We start from the raw sequence: 18,891 nt of genomic DNA on the forward strand, positions 1-18,891 counted from the left end.
TGCTGGCGTTTCCCGATTCGCGGGCGGGGGCGCTCACGCGGGAATCTCAGATGAGGTCATTATCCGGTTCTCTCCGTCGGTGTGTCACCGGGGCGACGGCGCGCTGTCGTTCCGGACGACTTCCGGGCAGGCGAACCGGAATGCTACTCCTGATCTGAATAGGCTGAAATGGCAACTTCCGGAAACCGCGCACGCGCATCTAATGGCAATGCGCGTGCGCAGTTCGGCGGAACGTGATAAAGGCCGGCCGTAGCCGGTGAATCAGGCCAGCGGGTTCGGGCCGCCAGGCTCGGACTGCTCGGCGAGGAATCGCTCGAGCGCCTCGCCGAGCTCGTCGGCGGTCGGCAGCTTCTCCTCGCCGTCCACCGTCGGCAGGCTGGGGCCGCGCCGCCCGCGCTGGTAGGCGTCGTACTGCTCCTCCAGCGCGTGGACGAGTGCCGCGGCCTCGCCTCCCTGGGCGATCTGGTTGTTGACCTCGTCGTGGACCGCCTCCGCCGCCGAGCGCAGGCCGTCGAGCGGCAGCATGAGCCCAGTCGCCTTCGACACCGACGTGAGCAGCACCTCGGTGGCCGCGGGGTAGGTCGTCTGCGACAGGTAGTGCGGGACGTGGACGGCGAAGCCCATCGCGTCCTGCCCGTCACGTCCGAGCTCGTACTCCAGCAGGTGGCCGGCGCTGCCGGGGACCTGCAGGCGGCGCAGCCAGGGCTCGTAGCCGGCGATGAGCTCCTTGCGGGTGGCATGGGCGGTGACCGTCGCCGGCCGGGTGTGGGGCACCGCCATCGGGACGGCGTTCAGCCCGACGCTCAGACGCACACCGAGCTGGCCCATCAGGTCGCGGACCGCGGCGGTGAAACGCTTCCACTGCAGATCGGGCTCGGGGCCGGTGAGCAGCAGGAACGGCACGTCCGACTCGTCGTGCAGCTGGTAGATGGCCAGCACCGGATCGGCGTAGCTCTCCCAGTGATCCTCGGAGAAGATCATGGTGGGACGTCGCGACCGGTAGTCCAGCAGCTGGTCGATGTCGAAGGTCGCGACGATGCGGTGGTCGAGCGCCGTCAGCAGATGCTCGCCGGCGAGACTGACCGCGTTACCGGCGTCGACGACCCCGGTCAGCGCCTCCAGCATGATCGGGCGATGCTGGTCGACCGGGTCGCCCGACGCGTCCTCGGTGAGACTGAAAAGCTCTCGCGGATCAAGCACGATCGAGGTCCTCCTCACACCACCGGCCGCTCCCGTCATCTGAAGGGAAGCGCGGCGGGCGCCACCGGCATTCCGCCGGGCCGGGACCACCGGATGACGGACGCCGCCGTGTGTCGGCCTGACGCCGCCCGAGTCTGCGACCCATTTTACCGGTTGACGTCTCCCGTACGTGGCGCGCGCAATCACCGCCGTGGCGCACAGGTTCGCCGCGGAATTCTTCCGCGCGCGGGGTGGTGCGGCCTGGCGAGCCCGCGGGCGCGGCGAGCGGGAGGCCGTAGGCTGCCGCCGGTGAGGATCCTGGTGACCGGGGCAACCGGCAAGGTCGGCGCGGCCGTCGTCCGGGCGGCACTCGCGGAGGGCCATGAGGTGCGCGCCCTCGTGCGCGACCCGGCCCGCGCCACGGGCAGGATGCCCGCGGCGGCGCGGCAGGTGGTCGGCGACGTCACCGAGCCGGACACGCTGCCCGCAGCCGTCGACGGGATCGAGGTCGTGGTCAACGCGATGGGTGTGCCCGAGCAGTGGCTGGCCGACCCCGGCCGCTTCACCCGCGTGAACGTCACCGGCTCGGCCAGTCTCGCCCGGGCGGCGGACCGGGCCGGAGTACGCCGATTCGTGCACACCAGCACCATCGATGTCTTCGAGGCGCGGCCCGGCGGCCGGTTCGACGAGACGGACCTCGCCACCACCGCCCGACACACTCCCTACGAACGGTCCAAGCAGGAGGCGGAGCGCGCGGTTTTCGCCGCGGCGGGCGGGGTCGAGGTGGTCGTCGTCAACCCGTCGACCGTGTACGGATTCCCGCCCTACGGCGTCACCGCGATGGAGCGGCGGATGTTCCGGCCCGCGGTCCGCGGGCTGCTTCCCGTCGTCCCGCCGGGTGGGTTCGGGCTGGTGTTCACCGAGGGGCTCGCCCGCGGGCACCTTGCCGCCGCCCGGCTCGGCCAACCCGGTGAGCGCTACATCCTTTCCGATGCCCACGTCAGCCTGCGGGAGCTGACCGCCGCGGTGGTGGACGTCGCCGGCCGGGGCCGGGCCCCCTTCGCCACCCTCCCGTCGCCGCTGGCCACCGCGCTGGCGGCCGGTGGCGAGTGGGCCGCCCGGCTGACCCGGCGGCCGCCGCCGCTCGCCCGCGGGCAGTTGCACTACCTGCGCTGGAACGCGGTCCCGGACGCCGGGCGGGCCCAAGCCGAACTCGGCTGGGAGCCGACGCCGCTGGCGGAGGGACTGCGACGTACCCTCGCCGAGCTGGACCGCGCCTGATCCCACGTTCGGATCGCGCCTGATCACCCACGCGGCCCACCCGTTCCCGAGGTTTGGTCCCGGTGTCGTGCCAGCGGGACGCGGGGGATGGTGGGTCGTCCGTGGTTCGATGGTTCCGGGCGTGTTGCGGCATTCGGGCTGATGTCGTGATTCGGGCTGATGTCGTGATTCAGTCCGGAGTAACCGGTGTGCGCCAGGCCTGGCGGTATTGCGCGGGTCGATCCGGCGGCATGCGGTCGACGGGGTGCGGGGCGTCGCGACCCGAGTGGCCAGAGTGGCCAGAGTGGCCAGAGTGGCCGCAGGGATCCGGCCGGTGCAGGATTTGCCCAGGTAGACGCGGTCGTCGTCACATACGGCCTGATGGCCTCTGCCTGTTCCGGAAATTCTGCCTATGGTGGTGGGTCTAACCCGTCAATTCGATGGATCAGTGCAGGGAAGAGGCGATAGGTGAACCGAGCCGGACCGCCCGTGTCGCGTCGCGGCGTCCGTCCGGTGTGCCGATATGTCTCATTCATCTGATATGGCACTGAAGATCGGGCGGGAAGGCGACCGGAACGGCGCGGCCGGTGCCACCTCCGACCAGGGTGCGCTGCCGCCGCTCGCCGACCCGACACCCCCGACCGGCCCAGCCGAGCCGGCGGGTCCGGACCGCATCGCGCCGGTGGCTCCGGGCGAGCCCCGGCACCGCCGGCGGCCGGGTTCCCGGATCATGCTGGTGCTCTCCGGCGCGCTGAGCCTCGCCGTGCTCGCCACCTCGGTCGCGGGCTGGGTCGTCCTGACCGTGTACGACCGCAACATCAGCCGGGCCGACATCGGTCTGCCGCACACCGACGTCCGCCGCCCCCCGGCCGTCCCGGCGGGGACCGAGAACTGGCTGCTCGTCGGCTCCGACGTGCGTACCGGCTCGGACGCGGCCAAGGTCGGCGGCGCCCGCTCCGACACGATGATGATCGCCCACCTGGACGCGGACGGCCGCACCACGATCGTGTCGGTCCCGCGCGACCTCTACCTGCCGATCCCGGCGTACACCGATGCCGACGGCAAGCGTCACCGCGCCCGGCACGACCGCGTGAACAGCGCGTTCAACAGCGGCGGCCCGGCCCTGCTGGTCGCCACCCTCGAACAGCTCACCGGCATTCGTCTCGACCACTACGCCGAGGTCGACTTCGGCGGCTTCCAGCGGATGACGACCGCGATCGGCGGGGTGGACGTCTGCCTCACCCCCTCCCCGTACGTCGAGCCCCTCGTGCTCGACAACGGCCGGCGGGTGCGCGCGACGAACCTCAACGACCCGAGTTCCGGCTTTGTCGGCCACCCCGGCACGAACCACCTGGTCGGGGCGCAGGCGCTCGCCTTCGTCCGCCAGCGCCACGGGTTCATCGACGGCGACCTGTCCCGCATCCACCGTCAGCAGGCGTTCCTGGCCGCGGTGTTCCGCAAGGTCACCTCGAACGACGTGCTGCTCAGCCCCGCGAAGCTCACCTCGTTCCTGGACGCGCTGACCCACTCCACCGTGCTCGACCGCGGCACCGATCTCGCCGACCTGCGCCGCCTCGCCGACCGCCTGCGCGGCATGGACGCGGGCGCCGTGACCTTCGCGACCGTCCCCGTCACCAGCCAGGTGAGCTACCCGGCCTTCTACTTCCACTACGATCCGGCCGCCGTGCGCGACTTCTTCGCCCGCATCATGGGCGGCACCACCTCGACGCCGACCGCTCCCACCACACCCGGGACCGGCTCCGGCGGCTCGCTCGACGTCCCCGGCGTCACCCCGTCCGCCAGCCCCGCCGACCCGTCCGCCACCGCGGGGTCGACCTCGGGCCCGACCGCGTCGCTGACGAGCGGCACCGGCACAATGGACGGGACCACGCCACCGAGCATGGCGACCGACACGTCGGCGGACAAGGGGAGCACCTCCGGCGGCGGCGCGGGCGAGCCGGGTCTGGCCTCGCCGCCCCAGGCGAGCGCCATCTCCCCGGCGCCCACCGACCCCGCCGTGCCCGGTTCGGTGAGCTCGTCGACCGTGAGCCCCACGGCCGTGCCGACGACGACAGCCCTCGCCGCCTGCATCAACTGACCTACCCGCCGTCAGCCGAGGCCCGGCCCACCTCCCGGCCTACCGCCCGAGCAGGGCGCGGGACATGACCATGCGCTGGATCTGGTTGGTGCCTTCGTAGATCTGGGTGATCTTCGCGTCGCGCATCATGCGCTCGACGGGGAAGTCGCGGGTGTAGCCGGCGCCGCCGAAGAGCTGGACCGCGTCGGTGGTGACCTCCATGGCCACGTCCGAGGCGAAACACTTGGCGGCCGCCGAGACGAAGCCGAGGTTCGGCTCGCCGCGCTCGGCGCGGGCGGCGGAGACGTAGACGAGGTGGCGGGCCGCCTCGATCTTCATGCCCATGTCGGCGAGCATGAACTGGACGCCCTGGTTGTCGGCGATCGGCCGGCCGAACTGGCGCCGCTCCCGGACGTAGCCGAGGGCGGCGTCGAGTGCGCCCTGGGCGATGCCGACGGCCTGGGCGCCGATCGTCGGGCGGGTGTGGTCGAGGGTCGCGAGCGCGGTGCGCAGGCCCGTCCCGGGCTCGCCGATGATCCGGTCGGCGGGAATCGCGCAGCCGGTGAAGTGGATCTCCCGGGTGGGGGAGCCCTTGATGCCGAGCTTGCGCTCCTTCGAACCGACCTCGAAGCCGGGGTCGTCGCGGTGCACCACGAACGCCGAGATGCCGTCGACCGGGCGGGCGGCGTCCGGATCGGTCACCGCCATCACCGTGTACCAGGTCGACTCGCCGGCGTTGGTGATCCAGGCCTTCGTCCCGTCGAGCACCCAGTGATCGCCGTCGAGGCGCGCCCGGGTGCGCATCGACGCGGTGTCCGAGCCGGCCTCCCGCTCGGACAGCGCGTAGGAGATGGTCGCCTCGCCGCTCGCCACCGACGGCAGGACCAGCCGCTTCAGGTCCTCCGAACCGGCCAGGATGATCGGCATGCTGCCGAGCTTGTTCACCGCCGGCAGCAGCGAGCTCGACGCGCAGACCCGCGCGACCTCCTCGATGACGATGCAGGTCGCGACCGAGTCCGCCCCCTGCCCGCCGAACTGCTCGGGGATGTGGATCGCGCTGAACCCGGTGCGCCGTAGCGCCTCGAGCGCCTCGAGCGGGAAGCGCTCCCGCTCGTCGACGTCCGCGGCGTGCGGCGCGATCTCCTTCTCGGCGAGCGAGCGCACCGCCTCCCGCAGCGCTGCGTGCTCCTCGGCGAGCTGATAGAGGCTGAAACTCGGATTCACGGCCGGCCGCCTTGATCGTCAGGAACTTCTCTTACCTCTCCGAGGGTCCTACCCGGAGAACCACCCGGTGCGGTGGACGGCTGGTCCTCAGCGCGGGTAGGAGTGGAAACCGCGGCCGGACTTCTTGCCGAGCAGGCCGGCGTCGACCATCCTCATGAGCAGCGGCGGCGGCGCGTACAGCGGCTCCTTGAACTCCTCGTACATCGACTCGGCCACCGCCTTGATCGTGTCGAGGCCGATGAGGTCGCACAGTGCCAGCGGGCCCATCGGGTGGGCGCAGCCGAGGACCATGCCGCGGTCGATGTCCGCCGCCGCCGCGAAGCCCGACTCCAGCATCCGCACCGCGGCGAGCAGGTACGGCACGAGCAGCGAGTTGACGACGAAGCCGGCGCGGTCCTGCGAGCGGATGACCTCCTTGCCGAGCCGGCCGGTGGCGAAGTCCTGCGCGGCCTGCGCGGTCTCGGGCGAGGTCAGCAGTGACGGGACGATCTCGACGAGCTTCTGCACCGGCACCGGGTTGAAGAAGTGGATGCCGACGACCTGCTCGGGCCGGGAGGTCGCCATCCCCAGCTTCGCGATCGGGATCGATGACGTGTTGGACGCGAAGATCGCGTCAGGCCGGGTGACGACCTTGTCGAGCGCGCCGAAGATGTCGGCCTTGAGCTGCTCGTTCTCCGCGACGGCCTCGATCACGACGTCGCGGTCGGCGAAGTCGCCGAGGTCGGTCGTGAACGACAGGCGGCCGAGCACGGCGTCCCGGTCGGCCTCACTGAGCTTGCCACCGCGCACCCCGCGGTCCAGCGACGTCGTCAGCCGGGCCCGTCCGGCGGCCGCGGCCGCCTCGTCGATCTCCCGGACCGCCACGTCGAGGCCGGCCTTCGCGGCGACCTCCGCGATGCCCGAGCCCATCAGGCCACAGCCGACCACGCCGAGTCGGGTGAGCGTCGACGCCGCGTCCACGGTCGCCTCGCTGCCACGGTCCGCCGTCTGCACTGCACTCACCGAACGCACAACTCCCTGTGGGTGGCCGGCTCCCGGTCACACGCGGGACGCAGGCACTGTCGGAACCGCGACGCGAACCTCGTGTCGCGAGGGGCGACGAGCGCGCCACCGCCCGAGCCGGCACGGACCCGCTCGTGCCCGCCGCGGACCGCCGGCCCCGCGGGGCGAGGTTGGTGCGAAGCACGGTTCCGGACACCTCGCCGGTGTCCGTCTTCCACCCTAGCTCGTGGACTCGCCCGGCTCACCAGATTCGTCCCTGCCCCAGGCCAGTGCCGGTTTGGCGGCCTGGGCGAGGTCGCGGTCCGGGCGACGGTGGCCGACGGCCGGCGGGACGCGTCACGAGCCGAGGACCAGTGACCACAGCGGCAGCGTCGCGAACGACAGCGGGACCCCGACGCCCACCAGCAGGCTGGGCAGCGGGGGCGCGAGGTCGTACCGGGCGGCGATCAGCGCGCCGGCGACCATCGGCGGCATCGCCGTCTCGAACAGCGCGATCGTCACGGCATGGTCACCGAGCCGGCCGGTCAGCGCGTAGAGGCCCACGACGATCGCCGGGGCGGCGACCAGCTTCACGCCGAGGCCGAGGGCGAGCTCCCACCACCACCGCCGCACCGCCCGCACCTCGAGCTGCAGGCCGATCGAGAACAGCGCGAGCGGGGTGAGGGTCGCGCCCAGCGAGGCCAGCGCCGTGTCCAGCCAGCCCGGGAAGCTCACCGGCCGCAACACCAGCGCCGCCAGCAGGGCCAGTAGCGCCGGGGCGGTCAGGACACGGCGCGCCAGTTCCGCACGCGGCAGCGACGCACCGGCGACGATCGTGACGGTGCCGAGCACCACCGTGTTGAGCAGCAGGAACGAACCGAGCTGATCGACGAGCACGGCGATCGGCACGGAGTCGGCGCCGTAGAACACGGTGACCATCGGGAAGCCGACGAAGCTGGTGTTCGCCACCGCCGTCGCCGCGATGAGCGCCGTCACGGTCGTCCGGGGCAGCCGCATCGTCCGCGCCGCGAGCAGGTAGAGGCCGATCGTCACGGCGAACAGCAGGTAGGGCGCGGCCACGACCAGGGCGAGGTTGGCCGGGAAACGCACGTCGTGCAGCTCGTGCAGAACGAGGGCGGGCAGGGCGATGTCCAGCAGCCAGCTGTTCACGGCCGCCGCGGCGCCCGGCGGAAGGTGCCGGCGCCGGCGTACGACGATCCCGGCGAGCAGGCCGACCACGAGGACGACCAAGGCGGACACCCGGCCATCGTGGCAGCTGGCACAGCGGCGCACCGCCCCGTCGTGGCGTACTCCACGCCGTCGGCCACAGCCTGTCCCGGCACAGCCTGTCGCGGCACCGCCTCTCGTGGGCCATCCTGTCGCCCGTCGACCTGTGACGGTCCGCCTGGCGTCGGCCCGGGTCCGGCCCGGACTACCGCTCGCGGGCCGCCTGGCGCGCCCGTCGGCGGGCGCGGTGCCGGCGCAGGGCCCGGCGCAGCCGCCGCACCCTGCGCAGCAGGCGGGGCAGCAGGATGTTCGCCGCGAACACCGCCCCGGCCAGCAGGTAGTTGCCGCGGCCGAACCGCTCCTGGCCGGGCAGCGGCAGCAGCGTGTACGTGATGAGGACGAGCGCCGGCAGCAGCAGAGTGGCGATCATCACCGCGCCGACCCAGGGCGGCGAGTCGGTCATCGACCGGGAGCGCCGGCCGGCGGGCGGCGGTGGGACCCCTTGCGTCATCACGGCGCGGTGCTTCCTTCGGGTGTCTTGTGGCCGAGATCCTGTTGTCGTGCCCGGTGGGCGGCTGGCAGATTGACGGATCGGTTCTGCCGAACCGTCGGATGCCCCATGCCGACGCCTGCCTGCCGCGGCCGGATCGGCCGCGATCGATGCCCGGCCGGTCGGCCCGGCGGATCGGAGGTACCGGTGGCCGCCCCCGTGCTCACCGCACCCGGCTGCGCCGCGTGGCGCGACGGTAAACGCTACATGTGGCTGACGGCCGTCATGGTGCCGCTGCTGGCCGTCGTCGGCTATGGCCTGTGGCACCGCACCGGTCTCGGGGTGCACTGGTGGATCACCCCGCTGTTCGTGTTCGTCCTCGTCCCGCTGCTCGACCTGACCTCGCCGGCGGACCCGGTCAACCCGCCGGAGGAGATCTGCCCGGCGCTGGAGGAGGACCGCTACTACCGCCGCTGTACGTACCTCTACCTGCCGCTGGCCGCCGTTGGGCTGGTCCTGGGCGCGGTGGCCTGGTCGGGCGGGCACCTTACGCCGCTGGGCCGCCTCGGCGCCGTGGTCACCGTCGGAACCGTGACCGGCGTCGGCATCACCACCGCCCACGAGCTGGGGCACAAGCGCGGCCCGCTCGAGCGCTGGCTGGCCCGGCTGATGCTCGCGCCGACCGCCTACGGCCACTTCCTCGTCGAGCACAACCGAGGCCACCACGTGCGGGTGGCGACGCCGCGGGACCCGGCGAGCGCCCGGCTCGGGGAGGGCTTCTGGCGGTTCTGGCCGCGCACCGTTCTCGGCGGCCTGCGCTCGGCCTGGGACCTGGAGAGCCAGCGGCTGCGGCTGCGCGGAGGGCGGGTGTGTTCACCGCGCAACGAGGTGCTGCTCGGCTGGCTGCTGACCGCCGCCCTGTTCGGGTCGCTGGCCGCCGTGCTCGGGCCCTCGGTGCTGGTGTTCCTGGTGGCCCAGGCGATCGTCGGGATCACCCTGCTCGAAGGGGTGAACTACATCGAGCACTACGGTCTGGCCCGGGCGCGTACCCCGTCCGGGCGCTATGAGGCGGTCACCCCCCGGCACAGCTGGAACAGTGACGCCGTGATCAGCAACCTGGCGCTCTACCAGCTCCAGCGGCACAGCGACCACCACGCCAACCCCACCCGCCGCTACCAGGCCCTGCGCTCGTTCGAGGAGTTCCCGCAGCTGCCCGCCGGGTACGCCACTCTGCTGCTGGCGGCCTACCTGCCGCCGCTGTGGTTCCGGCTGATGGACCACCGGGTCCTCGCCCACTACCGCGGCGACCTGGGCCTGGCCAACGTCCAGCCGGCGCGGCGCGCCGCCCTCGAGGCGCGCTGTCGGCGGGCGGCGACGGTCCGCTCCTCTGCCTCCTCCTGACTCCCGACCTGCCGAGATCACGCCCGCCGTTGTCGCGGCGTGGTCGGGGTGGTCGGGGTGGTCGGGGTGATCGTGCGGGCGGCCGGGTGGGCGCGCCGCGCGTCGTCGGGGACGCCGGGGTCCCGCGGCCCGATGCCGACGCCGCACAGCCGGTCGAACAGATCGCGGTAGCGCACGAACGCCATGCGCAGGCGCTCGGTGTCGGGCGGCCGGCCGTCGCCGCCCGCGGCGCCCGCGTGGGCCTCCCGGTAGCTGATCGCGAGCTGGGGATGGTCCGCGGCGAGCAGATCGGCCCGCTCGGCGGCGTCGGTCGGCGGGTATCCGCGGCTGTGCATCACGGCGGCGATCAGCATGTCGGCCTGGTGCGTCGCCCCGGTCGGATCGTCGACGAAACGGGTCTGCAATGTTTCCCAGCGGGCCGCGTACACCTCCCTTTCCGGTTGACTCAATGGTGTGAGCGTCAGCGCGTCACGCTTTTCGGCGATGCTGGTCAGATGGCGTTCCGCGGCACGTCGGTCGCGATGCCTGGCGACCGCGCGGTCGTATTCCGGGCCGAACCGGCGCCGCAGTGCCAGCCGGCCGCCGCCACGCCGGTCGGCGAGGGCGGCAAGGGTGATGGTGGCCGCGGCGCAGACCATCAGCAGGATCCAGCCAACGGTGGACACGGGGAAACCTCCGCGTGACGTCCTTCTCCTTCATGATCCGGACGCACGATACCCGGGGCGTCCGCCGACAAACGCGCCCTGCCGGCACCGACGGGCCGGGCCCCGCGCGCCGGGAACCGGCGTCGGCGCGATCCCGGGCGGTGCGGTGGCGGGCAGCCGGGGGCACCACGCGGCCGCCGCGGCGTCGAGTTCGGCGGACAGCAGCGCCCGGGCCGGCTCCGGCAGCGACGCCTGGCCGATCGAGGCGCGGACGAGCTGGACCACCTCCTCCCGGCGCAGCGCCGCGACCCGCATCGCGCGCAGGTACGCCCCGCGTGGCGAGGACGTGCCACCCGCGACCCCGGCGGAGCCCAGGCAGACCGCGAGACCCCGGCCGAGTGCCGCGGCCAACGGGCCGTCGCGGTCCCCGCCGCCGTCGCAGGTCTCGATCGCGATGTGCTGGTCGCGCAGGTACTGGACGAGCACCGGGTCGGCGAGCGCACCGAGACCGTGGCCGACACGGTGCGCGCCCAGCGTGGTCACCGCCTCCCACACCGCCGCCGGACCGCCGTGCCGCCCGACGCGGGGGAGGCTGCGCAGCCCCGCCGCCCGCGCCACCGCGAACACCTCGGCCAGGTAGCCGGCACCGCCTGTGGGGTGGCCCGGCGCCGCCGCGGCGAGCTCCAGACCGACGACCGCACCCCGGCCACAGCACAGCGCGAGCTCCACGGCGCGTTCCGCCGCCGCCCGGTGCCGCGCCATCGCCGTCCGCCCGGCGCCGGACGGGGCGGGTATCCGGACCGTCCAGCGTAGCGCGACACCTACGTGCCGTTCCGCCGCGCGCCGGCCCTGATCGAGCCCGGCGAACATCTCCTCGACCTGGGTGTCCGAATATCCGCCATCAATCGGAAACACGCTGAGTTCGGCATATCGCACCCGCTGGGCGGCGAGTCGCCGCGCCGTCCGCCGGGCCAGTGCGGCGAACAGGGCCGCGTCCGGACGAGGCTGGCGAGAATCGGTTTCCCCAGGTGCAGGGCGGTCCCGGCTGATGCCCGGGAAAACGAGCCTGGAATGCAGGTCGACCTTGGGTAGGGAATCGATGAAGATCTCGTCATCCGTCTCGCGGTGACGTTCGCGCACCGTCACTCTCCACCGCTGCCCGGCCCGGCGGAACCGGGCCCCGAATATCCGGGCTCAACAGTCGCCGAAAAGCTCGCGAACCGTCAAGGAAACTGACGGAGGGCTGTCAGCTTCGGCCATGCGCGCATCACGGACCGACGATGTCGCTCCGCCTCGGCGAGGCGCACCGCCGGCGGGGCGGTCAGACCTCGTCGGCGTCGGCCGCGAGCGGCGGCGGAGCCGAGCCGCCAAGGTGCGCCGGCAGCCACCAGTCGGGCTGCCCCGGCGCGGGACGCGGGTAGCCGCGCTGGGCGGTGTCGAGCAGGTCGACCATCACCTTGTGCAACACGTCGGTCCCGGCCCGCCGGTCGGCCAGCTCCGACGGTGGCACCGGCGTGCCCACTGTGATGGTGATGGGCGTGCCGACCGCCTCGCGCGGGCGGAACGGATGTCCCTTGGTCAGGGTCCGCTGGCTGCCCCACAGGATCACCGGGATGACCGGGACCTTCGTGTGGGTGGCCATCCGGGCGGCCCCCGACTTGAACGAGGCAAGGCAGTAGCTCGGGTTGATCGTCGCCTCGGGGAAGACGCCGACCAGCTCGCCGGCGCGCAGCGCGGTCAGCGCCTCCCGCAGCGACGCGGCGCCCGCCTGCCGGTCCACCGGAATGTGATGCATCCCGCGCATGAGCGGGCCCGCGACCCGATGGTCGAAGACCGCCTTCTTCGCCATGTAGCGCACCGGGCGACGGCCGGCCTGCCAGAACGGCAGCCCGGCGAGGGCGAAGTCGAGGTAGGAGATGTGGTTGATCAGAACGACGGCGCCCCCGGAGGCCGGGATGTTCTCCACGCCCTGGATGTCGATCCGCAGCCGCAGTGCGCCGAACAGTCCCTTGGCGACGGCGACGACCGGTCGGTAGACGTACTCCGCCACGGCAGGCCACTCCTCAGCTCGTGCCAGCTCAGCTCGTGCTCGTGCTCGCCAGCTCGTCCTGACCTCTTGTCTCGACTACGCCAGCTCGACGATCTGCCCCCGCCAACGTGCCGTCGGCCCCTTGACTGGACCCGACATTACCGCCGGACCTGCGGGATGTGTGCCGGCTGGCGTCGCCAACCCGACGCCGTCGAGCCCGTGCCACCGCGCTGTCCACTCAGGTTCAGCAGCGATGATGACCGGACGGGCAGCCGGACAATCCGGCGATCGGCCGCCGGACCGGCCGATGCCCGGTGGAAACGGACGGCGGCACCGGGCCGGCCCTGCGGACCTGGTACGACGCACGCGGCGGAAGGGCGGACGGATGGACATACTGCGGCGCAGCCTCGAGGCGCAGCCGAGCCCGCCGCAGTGGGTACTCGTGGTGGCCGCCGTCCTCGCGGCGCTCACGGTGCTCAGCGACCGGGTGTGGCCAGTCGCCCGCCACATGATCACCATCGCGCACGAGGGCGGTCACGCCCTGGCCGCCGTGGCCTGCGGTCGGCGCCTCGCCGGCGTCCGGCTGCACTCGGACACCTCCGGCGTCACGGTGTCCTCCGGCCGCCCGACCGGCCCGGGAGTGATCGCCACGGTGGCCGCCGGCTATCCCGCCCCGTCACTGATCGGACTCGGCGCCACCGGGCTGCTCGCGATCGGGCGGTTCAGCCTGGTGCTCCAGCTGTGCGTGGCGCTGCTGCTGGCGATGCTCGTCGTGATCCGCAACGGCTTCGGGGTGGCGTCACTGCTGGTGAGCACCGGGGTGATCCTGTCGATCTCCTGGTTCGCGCCGCCGACGGTGCGGGCCGGCTTCGCCGCCTACATCGCCTGTTTCCTGCTGTTCGGGGCGCTGCGGCCGGTCGTCGAGGTGCAGCGGCAGCGCCGCCGGCGGCGGGCCCGCGACTCCGACCCCGACCAGCTCGGCCGCCTCACCGGCCTGCCGCCGACCTTCTGGGTGGGGCTTTTCGGCCTGACCGGCCTGGGGTGCGCCGCCCTCGGTGGGGCCGCGCTGTTCGGCTGAGCCCGCCCGGCCGACGCCTGGCACCCGCGCGGGCCCGGATCTGTCGGACCCGGCTGCGACACTGGGCGGCATGTGCGGTCGTTATACGCAGAAGCTCAAGACCGACGACCTCGTCGCCGCCATGTCCGCCCGGGACGAGACGGGCGGCGCCGTGCGCGAGAACACCAACGTGGCGCCGACGTCGACGATGCCGATCGTTGTGGCCGAGGCGGGCCGGGCGCTGCGGATGGCGACCTGGGGGCTGGTGCCGTCCTGGGCGAAGGACAGGTCGATCGGCGCCAGGATGATCAATGCGCGGGCGGAGACGGTCGCCACCAGGCCGGCGTTCCGCGCGGCGTACGCGTCGCGGCGCTGCCTCGTCCCCGCCTCCGGCTTCTACGAGTGGTTCCGCCCCGGCGGCGCCGCGCGGCGCGGGCAGCCGTTCTACGTGTATCCGGCCGGCCATCCCGCCACCGGTGGGATCTTCGCCTTCGCCGGCCTCTACGAGGTGTGGCGCAAGGGGGACGAGCCGCTGGTGACGTTCACCATCCTCACCACCGGCCCGGCCGACGGGCTGGCCTTCCTGCACGACCGCTCCCCGGTGATCCTGCCCGTCGCCGCCTGGGACCGGTGGCTGGATCCCGCCGGGGACGCGGCCGCGTTGGAACCGCTGCTGCGCCCGGCGCCCGCGGGCGCCGTCGCCGCGCACCCGGTCGGCGCCGACGTGGGCAACGTGCGCAACAAGGGGCCGCACCTCACGGATCCGGTCGAGCTCGATCCCGTGGTCGCCGAGGCGGTCGAGCGGATCGGCGCGCCGTCCGTGGCCGCTCTGGCGCTCGGGTTCGAGGCGGTGGACCGCCCGCTGCCCGCCGCCGTGCGCCGGCCGGGCGACGCGGTGGACCTGTCGTCGTTCGCGTCCGCCGACCTCGCGGTGCCCGCCGACCGGTCCGGGGCCTGACCGCCTCCGGGTGTTCGGGCGTTCGTGCGGCCGGTGTGAGGAGCGGGACGCATCGGGCGATAGGCCACCGACGGTGGCCCGGTCCGCGAGTATGGTGCTCGACGGCGGGTGCGGACGGTCAGGGCCCGTGTTCAGCCGGCTGGTCACGGCGTGCGCGCGGGGCCGGCGGGCCGGTGTAGGACGCCCGGCGGGCCGGGAACTGCCGCGGCCGTCCCCGAGCACAGCCGCCACCGCACAGCCTTCCCCGAGCACAGCGAGTCAGCAGGTCAGGCACGGCCGACGCGCGGCGCAGCACGGCCGCGGGGCCGCTGCCGGCCCCGGCCGGAGGAGACAGACATGACGTCTCGCATCGATCCCACCGACACCGCCGACACCGCCGACGGCGCGCCGCCGCTGGAGGCGCCCGCGCCACCGGACGTCGCCGGCCTGGTCAACCTTCGTGACGTCGGCGGCCTGCGGACGCAGGACGGCCGCCGCACCCGCGCGGGCGTGCTCTACCGCAGCGAGATGCCCAAGGAGGGTGACCATCCGCCGGCGTCCCTGGCCTGGCCGCCGCCCACCGTGATCGATCTGCGCTCGGCGGCCGAGCGCGGCCCCCATGCTCACCCGCTCGCCGCCCTCGGCTCGACGGTCCGGGTCTTCCCCCTGCTCGGCGAGGACGCGGGCGCCGGTCAGCACTCCGCCACCTCTGCCGCGATGACCGGAGGGCTGCGCTCGCTGTACGAGGCGATGCTCCAGCACGCCGCCCCACAGATCGCCGAGATCGTCGAGGTCGCCGCCGCGGCGCCGGGCCCGATCCTCGTGCACTGCGCCGCGGGCAAGGACCGCACCGGGGTGACCGTCGCCGTGCTGCTGCGCCTCGCGGACGTCCTCGAGGCGGACGTCCTCGCCGACTACCTCGCGACCGAGGCGAACATGCCCGGCGTGCTGCGGCGCCTGCGTGGGCACGCCCTGCTGCCCGGCGGCGGTTCGCAGGACGTGGACAAGGAGCTCGTCCGGGTCTCGCCGGTCGCGGCCGAAGCCGTGCTCGCCACCACGTCCGCCCATCCGGGCGGTGTCGCCGGCTGGCTGCGTGGCCACGGCACCTCCGATGAGGCGATCCGCCGGTGGCGCGAGCGCATCATCGGCTGAGCCGCCAGGGGCACGCCCACCCGACCGCCCGGCCCCGCGATGCCCACCGGGTTTCGTGACGGGCCTGGCGGTCGGCGGACCCGTTCGCGCCCCACCCTCCTGTCAGGCGTGCCGGCCGTGCGGGCGCAGCGCCAGGCCCAGGGCGGTCTCGGCGACGCCGGTGACGATGAGCTGGATGCCGAACAGGATGGCCAACACCACGATCGTCGCCCCCGGCCAGACGAGCGCGAGAACTCCCAGTACGACACTGAGCGCGGCGAGCGCGTACCCGGTGGGGGCGTTTCGACCGCCGCCGCCCGGCGCCCGGGACCTTCTGATCAGGATCGCCCGGGCCGCGCCGGTGACGATCAGTACCGAACCGACGACCAGCGCCACCACTCGCAGCGTCGCGCCAGGCCAGAGCAGGATCACGATCCCACCCAGCACGAGCAGGATCCCGAACAGCGCGGCGCCCGCGACGTTCTCGGCCCGCGCCGCCGCGATCGTCTCGCTGATCCCGGACAGCACGAGCGCGACGCCGGCCAGCGCGGCGAGCGCGCCCGCGGTAGCGAAGGGGTTCGTGATCAGGAGCAGACCGAGCACCGTGACGGCGACGCCGAGGAGAACCAGGGCGGGCCACAGGGCGCTCGGCGCGCTGTCCCGCTGCTGCCGGTAGATCGTCGCCATCGAGATACCTCCCCTGCACGTTCGGCGACACACGCCGACCCGCGTCGCGAGGAGTTGTACCCAGCGTCTGCTGCCGTATCCGGTTCGGGTATCGCCGACCGGACACAGCACCAGGCTTCGTTGCGGCTACGCCGATCTATGTCGTCAGCTCTCGCTGAGGCTGATTGCTTCGGTTGGGCAGGAATCGACCGCCTCCTGAAGATCGTCCCGCCGCGAGTCGTCTGGCTCCCCGTTGAGGAGATAGAGGTAGCCGTCATCCCGAATCTCAAAGATGTCCGGAGCCAGCCGGACACACGTGCCGCTGCTGGCACAGCGGTCGAAATCGACGTTCACGCGCATCGGCGAACCTCCCGGCAATGCTTGTATGTCGTGGTCGTCTGGACCTTACCGCCACCGTGAGCGGGGAACAGCGACATCCCCTCGTGGTCTACCGCAGCGCCGACGACCCTGACATCGCGTCAGGAAGCCTTGATCGCCGAGATGTCCAGCTCGATTTTGATCTTGTCGCTGACGAGGACGCCACCGGTCTCCAGAACGGCGTTGAAGGTCAGGCCGAAGTCCTTGCGGTTGATCGTCGTCGCGCCGGTGAAGCCGGCGCGGGTGTTGCCGAACGGGTCCCTGGAGCTGCCCTCGAAGGTGATGGCGAGGTCCACGGACTGGGTGATGCCGCGGATGGTGAGGTCGCCCGTGAGCACGTACTCGTCGTCGCCCCTGCCGGCCGTGGCGCCCGTGCTGAGGAAGGTGATCGTCGGGTAGGTGGCGACGTCCAGCAGGTCCGCCGACTTCACATGGCCGTCGCGGTCCGCGACGCCGGTGTCGAAGGAGTCGGTCCGGATGGTCACCGTGGCCGTGGACGCCGTCGGCTCCGCGCCGTTCAGCTGGAGCGTCCCCTCGACCCCGGAGAACTGGCCGCGCACGGTGGTGACCATCGCGTGCCGCGCGGCGAAGCCGATGCGGGTGTGGGCCGGGTCGATCGTCCAGGTGCCGGTCAGGTCGAGCTGGCCGAGGGTGGGAGCCGTCATCGTGTGTCCTCCTGGGATGGGCGCCGCGCGCTGGGCGCACTGACGCGGTGCGCAGGTCGTCGGGGGCGGACCGGTTGCGTGTGCAAGTTACAGCGGGGGTCAACGCCTCCTCCCCGCGGATATTCCGGCCGGCTCGGGTGCCGTGCCCGTGAGCGCGACGGTGAGATGTCGATGACCGTAGTGACCCGCTCGAGGCCCGGCCAGAATGGTGCGGTGGCCTGTGGACGACAGGGCGTCATCCACAGATCCCCGCGGCGGGCCGCGCCGTGGGCGATGGTCGACCTAACGTCCGCTCATGGTCACAGTCACCCCCGGACCCGGGTGGCCCTGCGCCCGCCCCGGGCCGGCCCACCCACCCGGTCCGACGACGCCGGCGCTTCACCATGCCGCGCCGCCCGTCCCGCTGCCCCCGCTGCCACGGCCCGCTCGCGACGGCGTTCCGAATCCGCCGCTCGCCCACCCGGCCGATCACGCCCTCGGCCTCGACGACGCGCACCGGCCGGGCGATCCACCCGTCGCGCCGCCGGCCTCCCGCGTGCGCGCCGGCTACTTCGCCGACGACGGCGACCTGAGCGACGAGGAGTTCCCGCCCGCCGGTCCGGATCCGTTCGACCACCGGCACCCGCGCGACGACCGAGTAGAACAGCCCGACGGCGACCCGTTCGAGGACGACTTCCGGACGCCTGGGGAGCCGGCGCCGCCGGCGGCGGAGCACCGCGTGGACGTTCCCGACCCCACCGCCGGCGGGTACTCGATCCGTGCGCGCCTGGCCGAACGGCTGCCGATGAGCCTGCGCGCCGTGGTGGCGACGCCGGCGGCCAGTGCGACGCTCGTGCTCGCCCTGGTGGCCCTCTCCACCGCCGTCATGGCGACCTGGCTCGCCTGGCAGCACCGCCCGGTCCCCATCGCGGCGCCCGCCTCGACGTCGTCGCTCGTCGTCGCCTCAGCGGGCGCGGCCGACGGCCCTGTCGCCCGGGCCGCGGGCGCCGCCACTCCACGTCCGTCGGGGAGTGCCGCCGGGTCATCGGCCTCGGCGGGCGCCGGCGGCGAGGTCGTGGTCGACGTGGCGGGTCGGGTGACCCGTCCCGGGGTGGTGCGCCTGCCCGCTGGTGCCCGGGTCGTGGACGCGATCGACAGGGCCGGGGGGGTCCTGCCGGGAACCGACACCACCGGCATCGCCCTGGCCAGGATCCTCGTCGACGGCGAGCAGGTGCTCGTCGACGGGCGGCCCGGCTCGCCGCCCGCCGCGGTCCCGCCACCGGCCGGTGGCAGCGACGGATCCGCTGGCGGCGGGGCTGGCGGGACGTCCGGGGCTGGCGCGGCGTCGGGCGGTCCCCTCGACCTCAACAGCGCGAGCGCGCAACAGCTCGACGGCCTGCCCGGGGTCGGTCCCGTGTTGGCGCAGCGGATCGTGGACTGGCGTGCGGAGCACGGCCCGTTCCGGTCTCCCGAACAGCTCGGAGAGGTCAGCGGCGTCGGTGATCGGCGGCTGGCGGATCTGCTGCCGCTCGTGCGGGTCTGACCGTCGTGGTGTCCCACGACCCC

General features: G+C 73.2%; 18 protein-coding genes. 7 read left to right on the top strand and 11 right to left on the bottom strand.

The window, feature by feature from the left end; all coding sequences use genetic code 11:
* Positions 1–261 precede the first annotated feature (261 nt).
* Positions 262–1,200, bottom strand: coding sequence for a proteasome assembly chaperone family protein (locus AC6EXY_RS01655; RefSeq protein ID WP_101830814.1), 939 nt, complete (start codon positions 1,198–1,200; stop codon positions 262–264).
* Between the two features lie 300 nt (positions 1,201–1,500).
* On the opposite strand from AC6EXY_RS01655, the gene AC6EXY_RS01660 reads away from it, so the two are divergent.
* Together AC6EXY_RS01660 and AC6EXY_RS01665 are read left to right on the top strand one after the other, a co-directional pair.
* Positions 1,501–2,460, top strand: a complete 960-nt coding sequence (locus tag AC6EXY_RS01660; protein WP_243407292.1) for an NAD-dependent epimerase/dehydratase family protein — start codon at positions 1,501–1,503, stop codon at positions 2,458–2,460.
* Between the two features lie 520 nt (positions 2,461–2,980).
* Complete coding sequence (locus AC6EXY_RS01665; protein WP_243407293.1) at positions 2,981–4,537, top strand: LCP family protein; 1,557 nt, start codon at positions 2,981–2,983, stop codon at positions 4,535–4,537.
* A gap of 39 nt (positions 4,538–4,576) precedes the next feature.
* Here AC6EXY_RS01665 and AC6EXY_RS01670 read toward each other — a convergent pair whose 3' ends face one another.
* The 4 genes from AC6EXY_RS01670 to AC6EXY_RS01685 form a co-directional block, all read right to left on the bottom strand.
* Complete coding sequence (locus AC6EXY_RS01670; RefSeq protein WP_101830817.1) at positions 4,577–5,740, bottom strand: acyl-CoA dehydrogenase family protein; 1,164 nt, start codon at positions 5,738–5,740, stop codon at positions 4,577–4,579.
* 87 nt (positions 5,741–5,827) lie between these two features.
* Positions 5,828–6,733, bottom strand: coding sequence for a 3-hydroxybutyryl-CoA dehydrogenase (locus AC6EXY_RS01675; protein WP_207770211.1), 906 nt, complete (start codon positions 6,731–6,733; stop codon positions 5,828–5,830).
* Between the two features lie 345 nt (positions 6,734–7,078).
* Positions 7,079–7,981 carry an AEC family transporter gene (locus tag AC6EXY_RS01680; protein WP_101830819.1) on the bottom strand — a complete coding sequence of 301 codons (903 nt, stop codon included), beginning with the start codon at positions 7,979–7,981 and terminating at the stop codon, positions 7,079–7,081.
* 172 nt (positions 7,982–8,153) lie between these two features.
* Positions 8,154–8,459, bottom strand: coding sequence for a hypothetical protein (locus AC6EXY_RS01685; protein WP_243407294.1), 306 nt, complete (start codon positions 8,457–8,459; stop codon positions 8,154–8,156).
* Between the two features lie 186 nt (positions 8,460–8,645).
* Here AC6EXY_RS01685 and AC6EXY_RS01690 point away from each other — a divergent pair, with 186 nt between their 5' ends.
* Positions 8,646–9,839, top strand: a complete 1,194-nt coding sequence (locus tag AC6EXY_RS01690) for an alkane 1-monooxygenase (RefSeq protein ID WP_101830847.1) — start codon at positions 8,646–8,648, stop codon at positions 9,837–9,839.
* Positions 9,840–9,856: 17 nt separating this feature from the next.
* Here AC6EXY_RS01690 and AC6EXY_RS01695 read toward each other — a convergent pair whose 3' ends face one another.
* The 3 genes from AC6EXY_RS01695 to AC6EXY_RS01705 form a co-directional block, all read right to left on the bottom strand.
* Positions 9,857–10,504: a hypothetical protein gene (locus tag AC6EXY_RS01695; protein WP_101830820.1), complete on the bottom strand. Its 648-nt coding sequence runs from the start codon at positions 10,502–10,504 to the stop codon at positions 9,857–9,859.
* 30 nt (positions 10,505–10,534) lie between these two features.
* On the bottom strand, positions 10,535–11,623 hold the full coding sequence (locus AC6EXY_RS01700; protein WP_133150597.1) for an amidohydrolase family protein: 1,089 nt from the start codon (positions 11,621–11,623) through the stop codon (positions 10,535–10,537).
* Between the two features lie 181 nt (positions 11,624–11,804).
* Complete coding sequence (locus AC6EXY_RS01705; RefSeq protein ID WP_101830822.1) at positions 11,805–12,533, bottom strand: lysophospholipid acyltransferase family protein; 729 nt, start codon at positions 12,531–12,533, stop codon at positions 11,805–11,807.
* A 364-nt stretch (positions 12,534–12,897) separates the two neighbouring features.
* On the opposite strand from AC6EXY_RS01705, the gene AC6EXY_RS01710 reads away from it, so the two are divergent.
* From AC6EXY_RS01710 to AC6EXY_RS01720, 3 genes are all read left to right on the top strand, one after another.
* Positions 12,898–13,590 carry a M50 family metallopeptidase gene (locus tag AC6EXY_RS01710; RefSeq protein WP_101830823.1) on the top strand — a complete coding sequence of 231 codons (693 nt, stop codon included), beginning with the start codon at positions 12,898–12,900 and terminating at the stop codon, positions 13,588–13,590.
* 70 nt (positions 13,591–13,660) lie between these two features.
* Positions 13,661–14,527, top strand: coding sequence for an SOS response-associated peptidase (locus AC6EXY_RS01715; protein WP_101830824.1), 867 nt, complete (start codon positions 13,661–13,663; stop codon positions 14,525–14,527).
* Between the two features lie 336 nt (positions 14,528–14,863).
* On the top strand, positions 14,864–15,658 hold the full coding sequence (locus tag AC6EXY_RS01720; protein ID WP_101830825.1) for a tyrosine-protein phosphatase: 795 nt from the start codon (positions 14,864–14,866) through the stop codon (positions 15,656–15,658).
* A 102-nt stretch (positions 15,659–15,760) separates the two neighbouring features.
* Here the strand turns inward: AC6EXY_RS01720 and AC6EXY_RS01725 are convergent, their stop codons facing one another.
* The 3 genes from AC6EXY_RS01725 to AC6EXY_RS01735 all read right to left on the bottom strand — a co-directional run bounded on the left by AC6EXY_RS01725 (position 15,761) and on the right by AC6EXY_RS01735 (position 17,346).
* Positions 15,761–16,324: an HdeD family acid-resistance protein gene (locus AC6EXY_RS01725; protein ID WP_101830826.1), complete on the bottom strand. Its 564-nt coding sequence runs from the start codon at positions 16,322–16,324 to the stop codon at positions 15,761–15,763.
* 144 nt (positions 16,325–16,468) lie between these two features.
* On the bottom strand, positions 16,469–16,663 hold the full coding sequence (locus AC6EXY_RS01730; protein WP_101830827.1) for a ferredoxin: 195 nt from the start codon (positions 16,661–16,663) through the stop codon (positions 16,469–16,471).
* Between the two features lie 119 nt (positions 16,664–16,782).
* The gene (locus AC6EXY_RS01735; protein ID WP_101830828.1) at positions 16,783–17,346 is read right to left on the bottom strand and encodes a YceI family protein; all 564 of its coding nucleotides are present in this window, start codon (positions 17,344–17,346) and stop codon (positions 16,783–16,785) included.
* A gap of 295 nt (positions 17,347–17,641) precedes the next feature.
* On the opposite strand from AC6EXY_RS01735, the gene AC6EXY_RS01740 reads away from it, so the two are divergent.
* On the top strand, positions 17,642–18,868 hold the full coding sequence (locus AC6EXY_RS01740; protein ID WP_243407295.1) for a ComEA family DNA-binding protein: 1,227 nt from the start codon (positions 17,642–17,644) through the stop codon (positions 18,866–18,868).
* Positions 18,869–18,891 lie beyond the last annotated feature (23 nt).

This window comes from Frankia sp. RB5, assembly GCF_059816245.1.

What these genes read in the sequence shown, in the direction of transcription:
- AC6EXY_RS01715 (WP_101830824.1), top strand. Translation starts at nt 13,661, where the DNA reads ATGTGCGGTCGTTATACGCAGAAGCTCAAGACCGACGACCTCGTCGCC.
- AC6EXY_RS01735 (WP_101830828.1), bottom strand. Translation starts at nt 17,346, where the DNA reads ATGACGGCTCCCACCCTCGGCCAGCTCGACCTGACCGGCACCTGGACG.
- AC6EXY_RS01725 (WP_101830826.1), bottom strand. Translation starts at nt 16,324, where the DNA reads ATGGCGACGATCTACCGGCAGCAGCGGGACAGCGCGCCGAGCGCCCTG.
- AC6EXY_RS01685 (WP_243407294.1), bottom strand. Translation starts at nt 8,459, where the DNA reads ATGACGCAAGGGGTCCCACCGCCGCCCGCCGGCCGGCGCTCCCGGTCG.
- AC6EXY_RS01720 (WP_101830825.1), top strand. Translation starts at nt 14,864, where the DNA reads ATGACGTCTCGCATCGATCCCACCGACACCGCCGACACCGCCGACGGC.
- AC6EXY_RS01730 (WP_101830827.1), bottom strand. Translation starts at nt 16,663, where the DNA reads ATGCGCGTGAACGTCGATTTCGACCGCTGTGCCAGCAGCGGCACGTGT.
- AC6EXY_RS01740 (WP_243407295.1), top strand. Translation starts at nt 17,642, where the DNA reads ATGGTCACAGTCACCCCCGGACCCGGGTGGCCCTGCGCCCGCCCCGGG.
- AC6EXY_RS01665 (WP_243407293.1), top strand. Translation starts at nt 2,981, where the DNA reads ATGGCACTGAAGATCGGGCGGGAAGGCGACCGGAACGGCGCGGCCGGT.
- AC6EXY_RS01710 (WP_101830823.1), top strand. Translation starts at nt 12,898, where the DNA reads ATGGACATACTGCGGCGCAGCCTCGAGGCGCAGCCGAGCCCGCCGCAG.